The sequence below is a fragment of the Longicatena sp. 210702-DFI.1.196 genome (assembly GCF_020563125.1).
In the GTDB taxonomy this organism is placed as follows: Bacteria; Bacillota_I; Bacilli_A; order Erysipelotrichales; family Erysipelotrichaceae; genus Longicatena; species Longicatena caecimuris.
In genome coordinates, this window is the sequence record NZ_JAJCPX010000008.1 from 19247 (window position 1) to 37656 (window position 18410).

Genomic DNA, 18410 nt, shown 5'->3' on the forward strand with positions numbered 1-18410 from the left:
AAACATATGAAAGTAGTAATTAAAAAAACGGGAATCAATGGGGAAGGTATCGGCTACATTGATCGATTGCCGGTATTTGTAGCAGGGGCATTGGTTGATGAAGAGGTTGATATTCGTGTGGTAGAGCGTAAAAAGCGTTATGCCATTGGAGAAGTAAACCGCATTATAAAGAAAAGTAAGGACCGTATACAACCGAAATGTCGTATGCAGCATATCTGTGGAGGCTGTCCTTTGATGATCGCTCGCTATCCACGGCAATTGGAATATAAAAAAGATGTGTTGAAACAGTCTTTGATCAAATATGCACAGGTAAATCCAAGAAAAATACAGAATGTCTTACCGAGTGCAGATATATTTGGCTATCGCAATCAATTTAAGATGCCTTGCGCGATGGAAGAGAAGCGTTTGGGAAGCGGATTGTTTATGCCCAATTCAAATTATTTTATTGATATCCGCCGTTGTTTTGTACATGAAGATGAATTAGAAAAAATGCGCGCACGTATTATGGATATATTAAACGCTGATGGCTATCTTGGCTATGATCACCATCAGAAAAGTGGGATTCGTAATCTAGTCGTACGAGGATTTGACAATCGCTATCAATGTACGATCATTACCGGAGAAGATGAATTGTTGCCTCAGACAATTGATAAGCTGATGCGCTTACCGGGCATGTACAGCTTGTGGCAAAGCATACATACGATTAAGAAAACACCGGAAATTTTTGGTCCGAAAATGATTTTTCTGGCAGGGGAGAAATTATTGCCCTTGCATCTGGATGGTTTGGATTTGGAAATTTCACCTCGTTCATTCTTTCAGTTAAACACCAAACAGGCAATTCAGCTATATCGCACCATTGCGTCCATGATTTCAGGCAATCATGAATTCATCGTTGAAGCTTATAGTGGAATCGGTGCCATTTCTTTATACCTTAAGGATAAAGCAAAAGAAATCATCGGCATTGAAAGCATTAAGGATGCTGTTGTAAATGCGAATCGCAATGCGAAAAAGAATGGCTGTGCACATGTGTCTTTTGTGTGTGATGATGCGGCCAATAAGCTTGTCTATTTATCGAAAAAGCGTACAATTGACGTATTGGTTGTCGATCCGCCGCGCAGTGGATTGGATGATGCGATGTTGGAATGCATCTTGCGCAGCAAAATTAAAGAAATCGTCTACGTGTCTTGTAATGCAGCAACGCTTGGGAAAAATTTGGCAGTATTGCAGAGTTGTTATCATGTGGAAAAAGTAGTACCGATTGATATGTTCCCACATACTCCTCATGTGGAAACAGTAACGTTATTAAGACGAAAAGAAAGACGTAAATAAATAAAAATAGATAGTAGGTATCTGCGTAATAGACTATGAGAATTTGCCTGATTCTTCTAAAGGCATATATTGATAATCAAAATTGTAAGTTTATATTTTGAAAAACAAGGGCCTTTTTATGTAAATCGAATTGATTCATAAAAAGGTTAGTGCGCCATAGTAGGAGAGAATTTGCACCCACCATAAGTGAAAAAACGTTGATGATCCTACATAATTTTCATATCGAAGGCATATTAGTAGATAATTTTAAGCTATATGCGCATTTATCCAAAATAATTCTGCACCTATGCATGGTGCATTTTTTTGTCATTTTTTCCTGCACCATAAAACGTGCATTTTTTTATATGTGAAAAATATTGCTCTCTTCTTACAATAAGGGCAGAAAGGAGATGAATGAATGTATCAGAAAATTTTTGAAACCGGTATACAGGTCGTCAAAAAAATTCAATCCACGCAGCAAACTGCCATTGAGCAAAGCGCGCAATGGATTGCAGAAGCCTTCCTAAATGGACATACCTTTTTTGTCAGTGGCAGTGGGCATTCTCATACGGTTTGTGAAGAATTTTATGGCCGTGCCGGAGGGTTAGCGTTTACGGTACCCATCCTTACCAATGAATTGACCATGACGGAACATCCTACCAAAAGTTCTTATATCGAAAAATTATCCGGCTATGCAGCGATTCTTTGTGAACTTTACCATATTACAAAAGATGATGTTCTTGTCATTGCTTCAAATTCGGGGCGTAATGCATATCCGGTTGAATTGGCACAATGTGCAAAAGAAAAAGGTGCTCGTGTCATTGCGATTACTAGCATCAAGCATTCTTCGGCAACGACATCACGAGCAAAAAGCGGTAAGAAGCTGATGGATATCGCGGATATTGTGATTGATAACTGCGGAGAATTAGGTGATGCCTGTTTAGCGGTAGAAGGATGTAATGTTGCTATGATGCCAACCTCCTCGATTGCGAATACGTTCATCGTTCAGGCAATCAGTGTGTTAACAGCACAATATATTGCTGAAAAAGGAGGAACTCCACCTGTCTTTATCAGTCTAAACGGATTAGCAAAGCAAAACATTAACGATGACCTTTATCAAAAGTATACACGTCTTTACTAACATAGCATGCGTCATAATAAAATTTGCACGAATATAGGTGCAACGATTTACATATCGCTGTAACCTAATCTATCTTAAAATAATAGTGGAAACGTTATATTTTAAATGGAGAAAACGATCTTTTCCGAAGTAGTGATATGAAAAGCGAAGGAGGTAGCACATGATCAAAGTATTGCGTGTAGATGATCGCCTGTTGCATGGACAGGTTGCACAAAGCTGGACATCCTTTTATCATATTGACAAAATTTTTATCATCAATGATGAAGTGGAGAATGATGAATTTTCTAAAGTCACATTGAATTTAGCGAAGCCTAAAAATGTTGAACTGCTGTTTTATGAACTTGCTGCATGCCGAGATGCTTTATTAGATGCCTTAGAAAATGATGATCGCGTGATGGTCATCGTTGAAAATTTCAGTGATGCTTGGCAGCTTCATGAGATATTACCTACGATTCACTCTATTAATGTGGGTGGTTACCGCAATAAATCAGATAAAGAAGCCATAGTATTGAATCGTTTTGTGATTTTGCGCAAGGAAGATATTGAAATTTGTCAGCGGCTCATGAACAAAGGTGTTAAGTTGGAAATTCGTCAAATACCTGCAGAAAAGGAACAATTGATAGATCTAAGTGAGGTCAGACATGGAACAGGATAATACGATCTTGATCGTAACACATGGAAACATCGGCAAAGAGTTATTGGATAGTGCCTCCATGTTTATAAAAATTGAGCAGCAAGTCCATGTTATCGGACTTTATGCGGATGATGATATAAACGATGTTCACAAAAAAGTAGAAAACTTTATATCGCATCACGCCGCTGTCTTAATTTTAACCGATTTGCTGTCCGGGGCGACAACACGCATAGCTGCATTATCCTTGCAATATCCACAGGTAGAGGTTATTACGGGTATGAATCTGGTAATGTTGATTAGTGCCATTCGTGAAAGCTTAAATTATGATGTAAAGACATTGGCTGCTGTCGTGAAAAAAACAGCTGTAGAAGATATCGTAAATGTTCGCAAACGAATAGATGATGAAGAATAAACAGGAAGGAGAGAGGCACTTGTACGAGATGCTGATACTATCGCATGGTGCTTTAGCAGAGGGGTATCATCAGACGATGAAAATGATTTTAGGTGAGGAACCGGATATAACATACTGCGCACTTGAAGAGGATGATTCAAGTGAAGATTTGGAAAAGAAAATTCACACCTGTATCCATTGGCAAAATTCTATGCCATTGCTCGTATTAGCAGATATCTACAGCGGTTCACCTTGCCGCAGTGTTATTACGCAGTTATTTTCCAGTTCAAAAAAGAGTTATTTAATAGCCGGCATCAGCCTGCCTCTTGTTATGGAAGCGTATTTACAAAGAAATGGGGAATTATCACAAATTGTGGACAATCTCATTTCCGTTGCAAAAGAAAATGTGATTAATGTGAATGAGTTATTACTGAAAACAAAACAAAATATGGAAGACGAGTAAAGGAGAAAAAGGAAATGGAAATTAATTTTCTACAAATTATATTGCTATCGCTTTATGCATTTATTGCTATAAACGATGCGATTCATATGGATTTTGGTTTAAACAGACCTTTAATTGCCGGCTGTTTTGCCGGTGTGGTCATGGGGAATCTGAGCTTTGGACTCACTGTAGGGGCAACCTTACAATTGATGGTTTTAGGTGTTTCTAATTTTGGGGGATCATCACTTCCGGATTTCATGTCTGCTGCTTTAATTGGTACGGCATTGGGTACGATCAGTGGCAAAGGTGTGGAGTTCGGTATCGGTTTGGCTGTACCGGTTGGAATGTTATTGGTTCAGCTTGATGTATTTGCTCGTTTTGCGAATACGTTCTTTCAACACCGTGCGGATCGTTATATGGAAAGCGGTAATATAAAAGGCATTGAACGGATGAATGTCCTTGGTATCTTCTGTTGGGGATTCTCAAGAGCAATACCAGTATTCTTATGTTTATTGCTAGGCAGTGAATTAGTACAAAATTTTGTTGCTTACTTCCCGGATTGGTTAGGTGATGGCTTAAAAGTTGCCGGAGGATTATTACCAGTTGTTGGTATTGCTATCTTGTTGAAATATCTTCCTACCAAAAAATATACAGCATATTTGATAATCGGTTTTGTTCTATCTGCATACATGAGTATTCCTATGTTGGGAGTTGCTTTAGTCGGTGCTGCTCTGGCATTATTGGCATATCGCAGAAGTGGCGAAAAAGAATTAACATCCGTTATGGAAGGAGCTGATGAAGATGAATGAGCCAATTACAAAACAAGATATTAAAAAAGTTAGATATCGCTGGTTGTTATTAGGTGAGGCAGCATGGAATTATGAAAAGATGCAAGGTTTGGGATATTGTTTCTCTATGATACCTGTATTAAAAAAATTGTATCCTGAGCAGGAGGATATGAAAAAAGCACTGAATACACATTTACAATTCTTTAATACTCATCAGGAATTTGCGGAAATCATACTCGGTATAGATATCGCAATGGAAGAAAAAGAAGGAATTGAAGCTTTAGAAGCTGTATCTGCCATCAAAACTGGTTTGATGGGACCACTTGCCGGTATCGGGGATACTTTATTCGGTGTGATTGCCAATACGATCTTCTTCTCTATTGGTTCTTATATGGCATTAGAAGGAAATCCTATCGGGATTATCATGTATTTGATTTGGGGTTGTATCCGTGTTGCTTTGCGAGGTCAATTTATTCGTATCGGTTATCGTGAAGGGACAAAATTAATTCAAAATCTTGGGGATAAGATGAATCGAGTAACAGAAGCTGCGAGTATCTTAGGACTTACGGTCGTAGGAGCTTTGATACCTAGTGTTGTAAATGCCAATGTACCATTTGTCTTTAAAAGCGGCGAAGTTAAAATGGAACTACAAAACATCTTAAATCAAATTATGCCTTCATTGATTCCGGTTTTATTAGTAGCATTGGTGTATACATTATTAAATAGAAAGGGAATGACATCTTTTAAAGCTATTATCTTTGTGATGATTTTGGGAATTGTCTGTAGTGTAGCCGGCATTTTAGGCTGATGGAGGTAGTGTTATGACAAAAGGTTTGGTACATGTTCGTATTGATGATCGTTTGATTCACGGTCAGGTAGCGGTATATTGGTGTAATGCTGTAAACGCGACAAGAATCATGGTGGCGAATGATGTCATGTATGAAAATGATGTTCAAAAAGCAGCGTTACGTTTAGTTGTTCCGGCAGGTTTAAAATCATCGTTATTGAATATCGAAAAAGCTACAAAAAATTTAGTAAGTGGTAAATATGAAGGTCAGCGTGTCATTTTGGTCGTACGCAGACCTAAAGATATCTTGCGTATGATGGATCATGGCGTAGAGGTTCAAGAAATCAATGTTGGAAATCTTCCAGCGCGTGATGGAACGCGAAATGTGAAAAAAAGTATCAATGTAACAGATGAAGAAATTAAAGATTTTCAAGAATTGTCACGACGTGGTGTAAAACTTACCGGCAAACAGGTACCAGATAATGCAGATGATGATCTAATGGAGCTGATTAATAAATTATGAGTATGAAAACATCACAGCTTCTGTGATGTTTTCTATCCTATTCTGCATAATACCAAATAAAGCATCGTAAACCGGATGTAAGAAAAGGAGAGTGATGAAATGTATCAATTCGATAAAGCCCAATCACGTTTGAACAGCAGTTGTACCAAGTGGGATCGTTATAAGAGCCGTTATCAAATAGAAGAAGATGTGATTCCTTTATGGGTTGCGGATATGGATTTTGAATGTCTGCCTGAAGTGAGTGAAGCAATAAGAAAACGGGCAGCGCATCCGATATATGGTTATACAGATCCTCCAAAGGAATTGTATGACGCTATCATACAATGGGAAAAACGACAGCATGATGTGGAGGTGAGAAAAGAAGAAATCATCTTCAATACAGGCGTTGTATATGGTTTTTATACGTTGATTGATATGTTAGTAAAACATGATGAAAAGGTAATCGTACAACCTCCGGTATATCCGCCTTTCTTTAATATACCAAAAAGTTTACAACGAGAAGTCGTTTATAATCCTTTACAACATGGACAAGGCGGATGGCACATGGATTTGCAGCATTTTGAAGAATGTTTGAAAAAAGATGCATCCATTCGTATGTTTATTTTATGCAACCCACACAATCCAACGGGGCAGTGTTATACATTGGAAGAAATTAACAATGTAATGAAACTGTGTAAGCGCTATAATGTATGGGTAGTATCTGACGAAATTCATGCGGATATCATCATGCCGAATCAACATCATGTGAGTGCGTTAAAATGCCGATGTGCATATCATGACAATTTGATTCTGTTAGGTGCACCAACCAAAACGTTTAATTTAGCCGGATTAAAAATATCGTATGCAATTGTTAAAAATGCGGTGTTACAAGAAACATTTGCATCCGTAGCGAAAGCAAGCGGTTTATCTAGCATCAATATTTTTGGTATTGAGGCTTTGATTGCAGCATATACAAAGGGGGATCAATGGAGGGAGGAGTGCTGTGCATACATTTATGATAACTTTCTGTTCTTAAAGGAATTTCTTGCCAATACTATGCCATTGGTAAGATATGAAATTCCTCAGGCTACCTATTTAGCTTGGCTTGATTTTTCTGCATTGCAGGTACCGGCAGACTTTGCTGAACGCCTGAAATTTGAAGCGCATGTAGAATTACAGCCGGGAATTGGTTTTGGAAAAGCATATGGAGCATATCAGCGTGTGAATGTTGCCTGCCCAAGAGAAACGCTAAAAGAGGGTATGTTGCGCATTTATGCCTGGTTGAAAAAGAACAGGTATCTATAATGTACTCTTAATTTTGAATATCCAAACAGCAGGATATTTATGGAAAAAGCAGGAGGAGAAATATGATATTGTTAAATGAGCGATTAAAAGGTATCATCCGTATTCTCAAGGATACCCAAGATTATATCACCAGTAAACAACTGGCGGATCAAATGGATATCAGTGTACGAACCATTAAGAGTACATTAAAAGGTTTAAAGATGGAATTAACAGCCTATGGTGCTGAATTAGAAATTAAACGTGGTGTAGGCTATCGGTTGCATATCTTGAATGAAGAAGCTTTTTTACCTATCAAGAATCGTATCCAGAGTGAATCGCCTCGGCAGTTTCCGCATACGCAAAAAGAACGTTCCATATATATCATCCGAAAGCTTTTATCTTTAGATTATCCGATAAAATTAGATGATCTAGCGGATGAACTATACGTAAGCCGCAATACGATTTCTTTGGATATTAAAGAAGTGAAACGTTTATTACATAATTATCACCTTATCATCGTTCAATCAAACAACAATGGAATCATCGTAGAAGGAAGTGAAATTCAGAAACGTATTTGTATCAATGATTTTTTCTTTCAAGATAAGATGCAAGATTTCTTTGTTCAAAACAATGTGATGTTTTCCAGTGAATATAATCAAAATGAGATACGTTATATACGAGAGGCACTATTGCATGTTTTAAATAAACATAACATTCATTTCTCAGATGTTTCTATTCAAAATATGGTCATACATATCGTTATAGAGCTTCGTCGTTGTAAATTTTATCAATATGTTCGTTTTGATGACGCTGTAATGCAGCAGATGAAAGAACATAAAGCGTACAAAGCTGCCATAGAATTGAAGCAAATGTTGGAAGAGCAGATGAATATCATTTTGCCTGAACATGAAACGATTTATCTAACGATGCATATCTTATCTAAGACAGTGATGGGAAATGAAGATATCCGCAAATTTGATTTATCCTATATGGATGCTTTATTACAAAAGGTATTCAAACGTATTGAGCAGCGCTTCGCCATATCTTTCAAAAAGGATACGGAGATATATGAATTCTTAAAGCTGCATATTCCATCCATGGCAGAGCGTATTCGCCTGCAATTGACTTTACGGAATCCATTATTATTGGAAAATAATCGGCGTTATCAATTTGCAGTGGAGCTAACGTTGGAAGCTGTTGATGTGATTGAAGAGGAATTACAGATTGAAATAGACCATAATGAATTTGGGTATCTGGTACTATATTTCAATCTAGCCTTAAATCGTTATCAGAGCCGAATCAAGAAACGTTTAATATTAGTAAGTGGTTATGGCAGACCGGAAATGATCATGACGCTGAATACGCTGAATGAAAATTTTAAAGGCTTTATTGATGATATTGTTACTTGTGATGTCATAGAATTGGAAAATTTCTCTTTTCAACACAATGATATTGTAATAACGACTATCCCTATTATGCCAAGCAGTAAAGTACCGGTTGTATATATACAGGGAAAGGTAGAATTTTATTACCATGAGATTTTATCGTTATTAAAGAGTGAATATGATATCAATTGTTCTATCCGCAAATATTTGCTGCCTTCTTTATATCAAGAAGGGTTGTTGTGTAAAAATAAACAAGATGTGTACAAGGAGCTAGAAAAGCTCTTGGCAGCTATGTGGGGGGAAGCGGAAGCTACGAAATTGGTAAACGGTATTTATCATTTAGGAAATGAAGTTGGAAATGACATCATCTGTTTGCATTCCCGCTATGATTACCATACGCCATTTATTGCGTTTTTAAGTCTTAAAAATCATATGCTATGGGAAAAGCAGCATGTGCGTTATATCTTTTTTATGAATATGAATGCAGAAAGTGATAAAGAAATGGTACATCATATGTATCATTTAATATCAAACTGGGCTGATGTAAAGACACGCATTACATATTATGCGAAAAATCAGGATTATCAAGAATTAATCGAAAGTTTAGATAACAGTCGTCTATAAGTTACTTACTGCATGCAGCATAAAACCATGCAGAGAAAAACATGAGAACAAAAGGAGGATATCATGAAGGCTTGGAAAAATTATTTTTTGACAATGCAAGATGTAGTACAAAAGGTATTGGATACACAGGAAGAAAATATTATGCAGGCGGCGAAAATACTTGCCAATACAACAAAGAACGGCGGTATTATTTATGGTTTTGGTACAGGTCATTCACATTTAGTTACGGATGATGCGTTTTGGAGAGCCGCTACACCGGCTAATTATTGTGCTTTATTGGAACAAAGTGCAACCGGCAGCTTCGAAATAACCAAAAGTTATCACATTGAAAATACATATGGTATCGGGAAGTTAATGGTAGATTACCATCGTATTACCCCTAAAGACTGTATGATCATCATTTCTAATTCCGGAAACAATATTGCGCCGGTAGATGCGGCACTGCGAGCAAAGGAAAAGGGGATACCGGTGATTGGCATTACAGCATGTGCATATAGTGATTATTTAAAAACGAAGCATAAAGACGGAGTAAAATTAAAGGACATTGCCGATGTTGTATTGGATAATTGCTCTTTGATTGGGGATGCCGCAGTTGCGATTGAAGGCTTTGATATGAAGGTTGGCGCTACCAGTACGATACCTTCAGTATATTTGCAAAATGCTGTTTTGGTGCAGATGGTTGAATTATTGGTTGAAGAAGGCATGGAACCGGATGTGTATTACAATGGGCATATGGCATTTATGAAACCGGAATGTGCAGATCATAATGATCAATTAGTCGATAAGTATTTTTATCGCATTCGTAATTTATAGGAGCTGTTTATGGAAAATAGCAAATTGTATATTGAGCATGTGATAGAACTTTTGCATGCAATTGCCAATGAGCAAGATGTTTATGTACAGCAGGCAAGTGATTTGCTTGTGGAAACGATAAAACAACAACATAGCATTTTTATTTTTGGGGCATCTCATGCCGGTATTTTGGCACAGGAAATGTTTTATCGTACAGGCGGTCTGGTAGTGGTAAATCCTATTTTACCAAGAGAAGTCATGCTAGATGTACGGCCGATCATTCAGACATCGCAAATGGAACGCTTGGCTGGATATGGTAAGATCTTAGCAGATAATAGTAAGATGAAAGCGCATGATGTATTGATCATTCATTCTGTCTCAGGTAGAAATACAATCGCCATTGATATGGCATTGGAAGCGAAGAAAAAAGGAATTGCGGTAATCGCCATCACCAATGTCACATATTCCAAACAGGTCAAAAGTCGTCATGCATGTGGAAAAAACTTATATCAAATCGCCGATATCGTAATTGATAATTGCGGGGATTTTGAAGATTCCTGCATGTTGATGGATGGTATGAAGCAGAAAGTAGCGCCTACTTCTACAATAACGGGAGCTGCCATCATTAACAGTTTGGTCATTCAAGTTGTAGAAAAGTTATTAAAGCAACAGATAGAACCGCCGATTTTTCATTCGGCGAATGTTGATGGCGGAGATGCGTTCAATAAAGCGCTCATCGAAAAATATAAGGATCAGATTTTTTATATGTAGTCATAGCATAACATAAGAATCTATGAAACCCTGACGATAGTAAGATTCGCACTGGCATCTTGTAATACCCATTATAAGATGCTTTTTTAAGTTATTTCCGCTTCTTTTATTAAAAAGCACTTTGGATATTACCATTTCTTATATCCAAAGCTTAATGAAACACGCAGTTCTTAATTTCTGTAAAGTATTGATACAGTGTTGCTCCAAATCGGTTTCGCTTGTTGCCGACTACATATCTTGAGGGGAATTACTTTTTGTTAGGTTATAAAATATGGTATAATCTATCTTGTAACCTATGCATCATGAAATGATATAAGAAATGGTTGCTCATAAAAAAGGATTCCTCTGTATTCTTGTATACAGCATATCAATTATTATCTGTTTTTCAAATAATCTTCTCCATTTGATAACAGCATCTTTTATGATTATCTTAAGAATAGATGCATAAGGCATGAAAACCATGCTTACAATAAGACAAGGAGGTATGCAAGTGTTAAGACTGGATACAATACGTAAAACTTATAAGACTGGTAACTTTGAACAAAAAGCATTGGATGGGGTATCCATTAATTTCCGCAGCAATGAGTTTGCGGCAATTCTTGGACCATCGGGCTCAGGTAAGACAACGATGCTGAATATTATCGGTGGTTTAGATCATTATGACAGTGGTGATCTTGTCATTGAAGGGATTTCCACCAAAAAATACACCTCACGAGATTGGGATACGTATCGTAATAATCGTATCGGTTTTGTTTTTCAAAGTTATAATTTAATACCTCACCAAACGATTCTCTCCAATGTAGAGCTAGCCTTGACATTAAGTGGTATACCGGCGGCTCAGCGCAAAGAAAGAGCAATTGCGGCTTTAACAGAAGTTGGATTAAAAGAGCATATACACAAAAAGCCAAATCAATTAAGCGGCGGTCAGATGCAGCGTGTTGCGATTGCCAGAGCTTTGATCAATAATCCGGAAATCTTGTTAGCGGATGAACCAACCGGGGCACTGGATACCAAAACAAGTATTCAGGTCATGGATCTATTGACGAATATTGCCAAAGATCGATTGGTCATTATGGTAACACATAATCCAGAACTTGCACATCAGTATGCAAACCGTATCGTACAGCTGCAGGATGGGAAAATTACCGCGGACAGTCATCCATTTGCGTTGGATGAGCAAGAAGGGGTAGTGCAACGCACGATAAGAAAAGCTAAGATGTCTTTACGTACCGCCATATCGTTGTCTTTCAGTAATCTGATGACCAAGAAAGCACGTACGTTTATTACCGCTTTGGCCGGTTCCATCGGTATCATCGGTATCGCGGCAATCTTATCGTTAGCGAATGGTATCAATTTGTATATAGAAGATGTAGAGCGGGAAACGTTAAGCCTGTATCCATTGACGATTCAGCAAAGTGGTATTGATCTTACCAGTATGATGAGTGAACATGGACAGAGTACGCAAGTAAAAGATAAGAAGGATGAGCAAGGCGTTAGTGAAATCAGCATGATCAAAGATATGTTTTCTTATCAAAAACAAAACGATATGACAGCATTAAAAACATATCTGGAAACACATGAAACAGCAATCTCACCTTATGTTAATACGATACAATATACCTACAATATCACACCACAGATTTATTTAAAGGATACGGATAAAACGATTGAACAAGTGAATCCGGATTCGTTATTTAACACCACAAATGATCCGGCACAAAATATGAGTGCCATGATGGGAATGGGAAATTTCACCAGCATGAATGCCTTTCATGAATTACCACAAGAAACCAAGATGTATGAAAATCAATATGAGGTAGTAGCAGGGCGTTGGGCGAAGGAATATGATGAAATGGTGCTAGTCTTGTCCTCCAGTGGCAAAGTATCGGATTTTGTTTTATATTCCATGGGAATCAACGACCGTGAAGAATTACGTAATTTATTGGAAGATTCACAAAATGGTAAGAAAGTAAAAGTGGAAAAGGAAAAGACAGTAACGAAACATTCTTATGAGACGTTATTGTCTCCTAAATTCAAGGTCATTCTGCCTGCGGATAAATATCGTTATGATGAAAAACATAAGATATGGAATGATGAATCAAAAAATAAGAAGTATATGAAAAAAATCATAGCGAATGGCGTGGAATTGAAAATTGTCGGCATTGTCAAACCTGAATCGGATGCGGCTATCTCCTCTTTATCCTCAGGCATTAATTATTCACCAAAGCTGACAAGCTATTTAATGAAGGAAGCCGAAAAGCAAAAAATTGTCCAGGAACAATTAAAAAATCCGACGATTAATGTGTTTACAGGGAAATCTTTTCAACAAGAAAACAATGATCAGCAGCCGAAGTTGGAATTTGCGGATGTTGTTTCCATTGATGAACAAAAGATTCAGAATGCTTTCAAAATGGATACTTCTGCCTTTGATATGAGTAAAATAAAAGTTAAGGTCGATAAATTTGAAATACCGAACGATGAGCTTCCTAAAGTGAACGCCAATATGGAAGAGGTGTTTGCTTCTGTTGCCAGTCAGGTCCAGATACCAACCGATCAGCTCTCGACAATCTTTTCTTCCCTTATGATGAATTTCATTTCGGAAGAATTAAAAAATGGTGTAAGTGATCCTACCCAGATGTCACAAGATCTCAACACGTATCTGGCAAAACCAGAAGTGCAGGCACAGATTGGGCAGCAATTGGGAAGTGCCATTGATACGACGAAATTATCGAAACAGCTAAGCAAAGCTTTGCAGACACAGATGGAAGGTGTTATGCAGACGTATGTCAAACAAATGAGCACACTCGTTGAAAAACAAATACAGCGACAATCGCAGCAAGTTATGCAACAGCTTATGGCACAGTTGCCGGCACAGCTGAAAAACAGCATTCAGATAGATACAACAGCGTTTCAAGATGCTTTCCAGATGAATATGAGTGAAGAGGAATTGATGAATTTCTTAAATACGCTGATGAATCCGGTGGTAACGACATATGAACGTAATATGACGGCATTAGGTTATGCGGATGTGAATACACCACAGCAGGTAAATATTTATCCTTTGAACTTTCAATCCAAACAAAATATTCTGAATTTTCTTGATCGTTATAATGCCGATTTAAAGAAACAAGGAAAAGATCCGATTCATTATACGGATCTGGTAGGGACGATGATGACTTCCGTGACCGATATCGTGAATACGATTAGTGCAGCATTAATTGCCTTTGTAGCTATTTCCTTAATTGTATCAAGTATTATGATTGGAGTCATTACGTACATTTCGGTTATTGAACGTAAGAAAGAAATTGGTATTTTGCGTGCACTTGGTGCCAGCAAGCACAATATCCGCAGTGTCTTTAATGCGGAAACTTTGATTGTCGGTTTTGCCGCAGGAATGTTGGGCGTTTTCGTAACAGCCTTATTATGTATTCCGGCGAATATCATTGTAGAAAAGGAATTTGCAATTGAAAATATTGCCCAATTGCCGATTTCTGGTGCTATCATTTTAGTCATTATCAGTATGGTATTGACTTATATTGCAGGCTTGTTCCCGGCATCAGCAGCAGCTCGTAAAGATCCGGTGGAAGCTTTGCGCAGTGAATAGTGCATAAGCCATATCTTTTAGTAATCATGTTAGTAAAATATCCTAAAAAAGCTTCTTTTACAGTATTATAGTACTGTAGAAAGAAGCTTTCTTAACGTGAACCCTTTTCCTTTATTATACAATGGTTTTTTCCTTGATTGATTTGTTGGATTAAGGAAGAACCTGTTCATTACAAAGGAAGGGGGTTCTGAAACAGATTCTGAAAAAGCATCCCTTCCTTTTCTATTCACACGATACATCATTTTGTCGTTCTTGTATCGCTGTTAATTTGGCATATAGTACCTGTTCCAACATCGTAACATTGGTAATGGTCTGGATGATAGAGCGATTTACTTCCAGTAACTCACAAATAGAATCGGATAATGCTATGGCTCGCTGTAGTTTTTCACCCTCTGCATTGAGAATATGAGAAAGGGCTGCCTCCATACAGGCAATGGATGATAATAGTTTACATATGCAATCGGTTTTACAATCCATTTCGCAACAGCACGGTTGCTTACAGGTGCAGGGCTTTAAGATACAACGACAAAAACCACAGCCATCCGGTTTTTGCAGCAACAATAAGAAACATAAGGATGAGCCTGTAGCCATCTTATCATGATCCCACAGCATATCTTTTATGACACCTTCTACGGGCAGATCATAGCTTTCTAACATATCGCCTTGCGATGAGACGATATCAAAAAAAGACATGTTTTGGCTGATTCGAATAAGTGCAAAGGCATCCGCAAAGGGTAACGCAGTGTGACAGGCTGGTAGGGGAAGCGGGCATTTATGCAGAAACTCTCCGTTTTTTGTGATTTCTGCAATTCCATCTGTATACGACAATAGCAAGGTATCACGTTCTTCCTGATATGCGATTTGCTGAATATCGCCGGTTAGGTTCATCTGCACGTAAAAGCATTGAAGCTCATTTAAATCGCTGTCCAAGCAGTATACTACATTATGCTGTTGGGCATCACTCACCCAAAAACAATAATTTATGGAATCATAGCAAATCGCCGCATAAGCATGTGGACATGTGCATGACGTAAAAAATGTAAAATCTGCCCCATAAATATGGATGCTGTGTTCTAAAGGAACTGTCAGATAATACTCTTCACCGGTAAAGGCGGCTCCTTCATAAGTGGCAAGGTCATCTTTTTGTAATGCGATTTCATCCGTAAGCTGCAGTGTATATTCCATATTCATCACCTCCATGGTAGTTCTTTTTGTAGTGTATGATGATGATTTTTAAAACATGCGTATTCATGTGCACATTTCCGCTTGTTCATACATAGAATAAACTATGTAAGTAAATGCAAATAAAAAGAGGGAGGAATGCATATGGGAATGCCGACGATCACCCCGGGAAACCGTACACAGGAACAGGTGATGACGGATCTTATCGAATCCATTGCGATGCAGGAACGAGCTCTTTCGCACATCGTAAATGCCGAATCGGAAAAAATGCAGGCAATCATCAATATGGATACTGTGAGTACACAACAGCTTTTACAGCTGAATCAATCCGTTGAGCATATGATCAATGCCGCAGCACGTTTAGAAACCGTCTTACAGGCCAAATTAGAGCTAAGCAACCAGGAATGTAACATTAACGAAGAAGAAGAGGTGGATAGCTAGTGGCAACAGTTTCAGGAAGAGTCATCTTTGATCGTGATCGCAGTCTCAGTGTTAATACTGGAGACAGTGGTATAGCCAATATCCCTATCGTTTTACAAAATGTTGCGACAGGGGCAAGACTAACCGTCTTAACAGATGCCAATGGAAATTATAGCTTTATCAATGTGCCAAATGGCAGTTATCGTATCGTCGAGTCTTATGGAACAAATGGTGGGGTAACATCACCTGCCGATTTTACCAATGCCAGTGTAGGGAGTATTCCAACAGGTGCGAATCCACCGATAAGTGCCGTACTCAATCCGCCTACAGGAGCGACCAATATTGATTCTTTAACGCCGGATACTCTTTTCATTACGGTGAATCAAGCAGATATCGGAAATCAGAATTTCTTCAATGGTCCGGTTATTTATACACCAATTGAAGCAATTCTAGATCAATGTGCCATTATTTCCGGGGAAAACTTAATTCATGCTGCAGATGAAGGAACCTTTGGGACTTTCCCAGCGGGTACACCTGCGAATACAGGTGCTCCAACAGAGCCATATCCCGGGGTGTCACCTGATTTCACCTATGTATTGCCAAATCCTGAAACCTTTACACCGCTAGATGGGGAATATACCGTACAAAATATTATGAATAATTCAAGGAGTGCAGAAATCGGCGCTTGGTGGAGAATTGCGGATCATACCTCTGGCAATGAAACTGGACGAATGATGATCGTAAATGGGTTTAATCCGGGGGCTATTTTCTTTCGCGAAACCGTAAATGTCACACCAAATACGAATTATCTTTTTAGTTCTTGGATCTTAAATCTGTTTCGTGTTACGGGATATCCTAATCCAGAATTAGGTGTGGAAATACTTGATCAAAATGGTGCTGTCCTATATAGTGCTACCCTTGGCGCTTTAATTCCGGTAAATACAAATGCACCGGAGTGGAAGGAAATCGGCAGTGTGATCAATTCCCAAAACAATACAACGTTAACTGTCGAATTTCTCAGTGAAGGGCCTGAAGTTATCGGTAATGACTATGCTATAGATGATATTGCTTTGCATGAAATACTCATTCGTGAATTTATTCCGGTAAAAACCGCTAGTACCTCGACCGTATATTTACAAGAGACTTTTGAATATACGGTAACATTAGAAAATACTTGTGATAATCCCTTAACCGATGTCTTCTTCCAAGATCTGATTCCACAAGGGCTCAGCTTTGTGCCTGGTAGTGTCATTGTGAATGGTATTTCGCAACCTACGTTGCAGCCGAATACAGGCTTTGCTTTACCGAATGTGGCTCCTCACAGCAGTGTAGTAGTGACCTTTACGGTACGTGCAGATGCCATACCTGCAACAAATCCTACCTTAAATCATGCCGATATGCGATATTCTTATACACCGGTAGAAGGTGGAATTCCACAGGAATTTGAAGTAACTTCCAATGAAGTAGCGGTAACGGTTGTGGGAACGTTAGCAGATGTATCCATTACAAAACGCGTTTCACCAACGAATGCCCAGCCCAATGAACCACTCACCTATACGCTAACCATTGCGAATGCAGGCCCATCGATCGCAGAGGATGTGGTGGTGAGTGATGAATTGGCTGCAGGTCTTAACAATGCACAAGTTTCGTTGGATGGCGGTAATAGTTTTCAGCCATGGGGTGGAAGTTTATCTTTAGGAAATCTAAATGTGAATGAGACAAGAACACTTCTGTTACGGGCAACAGTTGCGAATGATGTAACTGCACCACTAACCAACACGGCACGCGTAAGTGCCCAGACACCGGATCCCAATCTTGAAAATAATACAGCAACGATCACGACACCGATTGCAACACCACGCTGTCAGGCTTGGATTGATATTATGGATTCCATTGCCTTACAGGAAGCCGCATTAGCAAATCTCATCCAGGCAGAAGGCAGTAAGATGCAGAAAATTATACAGATGGAAGATGCTACTGCCTCACAACTTTTCCGCCTAAATTGTCGCATCACTTCTCTCATGGATGCCATTACCCGTTATGAACTGCTGTTGCAAATGAAATTGCAGACGGCTTCTGATGAATTGGCGGATTGTAATCTTTCTTCATAATGTCATCCTTTTATAACCATATGCAATGAACGGATCAAGCACTTGTTTTTTCAAATAGCATCAAAAGGAAGGATACTGCTTTGGTATTCTTCCTTTTATGATGCGTATCAGAAACAGCAAACGTCCTGTGTATTGCTTTTTTTATGGTTTTATCATGGTAAAGAGGAAATGTCATGATCGTTATTGCATAGACTGAATGATGGTTGTATGTAAGAAACTTAATTGACTATTTGCTGCTTTAATA

At 38.4% G+C, this 18410-nt stretch carries 16 protein-coding genes; 15 read left to right on the forward strand and 1 reads right to left on the reverse strand.

The genetic code is table 11. The features are described from left to right. Nucleotides 1-6: 6 nt before the first annotated feature. The 13 genes from rlmD to LI241_RS05400 all read left to right on the forward strand — a co-directional run bounded on the left by rlmD (nt 7) and on the right by LI241_RS05400 (nt 14453). Entirely contained in the window at nt 7-1329 is a 1323-nt protein-coding gene (gene rlmD, locus LI241_RS05340) for a 23S rRNA (uracil(1939)-C(5))-methyltransferase RlmD (RefSeq protein WP_008689573.1), read from the forward strand. 397 nt (nt 1330-1726) lie between these two features. Next, a complete protein-coding gene (locus LI241_RS05345) occupies nt 1727-2449 on the forward strand; it encodes a sugar isomerase domain-containing protein (RefSeq protein WP_008689570.1) in 723 nt (240 codons plus the stop codon). A gap of 160 nt (nt 2450-2609) precedes the next feature. Then, nucleotides 2610-3104 (forward strand): PTS sugar transporter subunit IIB, encoded by a 495-nt coding sequence (locus LI241_RS05350; protein WP_008689568.1) that lies wholly within the window; start codon nt 2610-2612, stop codon nt 3102-3104. Continuing rightward, nucleotides 3091-3495, forward strand: coding sequence for a PTS sugar transporter subunit IIA (locus LI241_RS05355; RefSeq protein WP_008689567.1), 405 nt, complete (start codon nt 3091-3093; stop codon nt 3493-3495). The genes LI241_RS05350 and LI241_RS05355 overlap by 14 nt, the downstream gene beginning before the upstream one ends. Nucleotides 3496-3523: 28 nt before the next feature. Then, a complete protein-coding gene (locus LI241_RS05360) occupies nt 3524-3937 on the forward strand; it encodes a PTS sugar transporter subunit IIA (protein WP_227151074.1) in 414 nt (137 codons plus the stop codon). A 14-nt stretch (nt 3938-3951) separates the two neighbouring features. After that, nucleotides 3952-4725: a PTS sugar transporter subunit IIC gene (locus tag LI241_RS05365; protein ID WP_008689562.1), complete on the forward strand. Its 774-nt coding sequence runs from the start codon at nt 3952-3954 to the stop codon at nt 4723-4725. After that, nucleotides 4718-5512 carry a PTS system mannose/fructose/sorbose family transporter subunit IID gene (locus tag LI241_RS05370; RefSeq protein ID WP_008689560.1) on the forward strand — a complete coding sequence of 265 codons (795 nt, stop codon included), beginning with the start codon at nt 4718-4720 and terminating at the stop codon, nt 5510-5512. The genes LI241_RS05365 and LI241_RS05370 overlap by 8 nt, the downstream gene beginning before the upstream one ends. A 13-nt stretch (nt 5513-5525) precedes the next feature. Continuing rightward, nucleotides 5526-6014: a PTS sugar transporter subunit IIB gene (locus LI241_RS05375; protein ID WP_008689558.1), complete on the forward strand. Its 489-nt coding sequence runs from the start codon at nt 5526-5528 to the stop codon at nt 6012-6014. Nucleotides 6015-6113: 99 nt separating this feature from the next. Further along, nucleotides 6114-7298, forward strand: coding sequence for a MalY/PatB family protein (locus LI241_RS05380; RefSeq protein ID WP_008689557.1), 1185 nt, complete (start codon nt 6114-6116; stop codon nt 7296-7298). Nucleotides 7299-7360: 62 nt separating this feature from the next. Beyond that, nucleotides 7361-9286, forward strand: coding sequence for a transcription antiterminator (locus tag LI241_RS05385; protein ID WP_120136572.1), 1926 nt, complete (start codon nt 7361-7363; stop codon nt 9284-9286). A gap of 63 nt (nt 9287-9349) precedes the next feature. After that, entirely contained in the window at nt 9350-10099 is a 750-nt protein-coding gene (locus LI241_RS05390) for a sugar isomerase domain-containing protein (RefSeq protein ID WP_008689553.1), read from the forward strand. Between the two features lie 9 nt (nt 10100-10108). Next, on the forward strand, nt 10109-10849 hold the full coding sequence (locus LI241_RS05395) for a sugar isomerase domain-containing protein (RefSeq protein ID WP_008689551.1): 741 nt from the start codon (nt 10109-10111) through the stop codon (nt 10847-10849). 490 nt (nt 10850-11339) lie between these two features. Further along, entirely contained in the window at nt 11340-14453 is a 3114-nt protein-coding gene (locus LI241_RS05400; RefSeq protein ID WP_008689549.1) for an ABC transporter ATP-binding protein/permease, read from the forward strand. A gap of 222 nt (nt 14454-14675) precedes the next feature. Here the strand turns inward: LI241_RS05400 and LI241_RS05405 are convergent, their stop codons facing one another. Then, the gene (locus tag LI241_RS05405; RefSeq protein WP_008689546.1) at nt 14676-15638 is read right to left on the reverse strand and encodes a hypothetical protein; all 963 of its coding nucleotides are present in this window, start codon (nt 15636-15638) and stop codon (nt 14676-14678) included. A gap of 141 nt (nt 15639-15779) precedes the next feature. On the opposite strand from LI241_RS05405, the gene LI241_RS05410 reads away from it, so the two are divergent. Together LI241_RS05410 and LI241_RS15970 are read left to right on the forward strand one after the other, a co-directional pair. Beyond that, a complete protein-coding gene (locus tag LI241_RS05410; RefSeq protein WP_008689543.1) occupies nt 15780-16076 on the forward strand; it encodes a hypothetical protein in 297 nt (98 codons plus the stop codon). Beyond that, nucleotides 16076-18166, forward strand: a complete 2091-nt coding sequence (locus LI241_RS15970; RefSeq protein WP_008689542.1) for a DUF11 domain-containing protein — start codon at nt 16076-16078, stop codon at nt 18164-18166. Before LI241_RS05410 ends, LI241_RS15970 begins: the two co-directional genes overlap by 1 nt. The last annotated feature ends 244 nt before the right edge of the window (nt 18167-18410 follow it).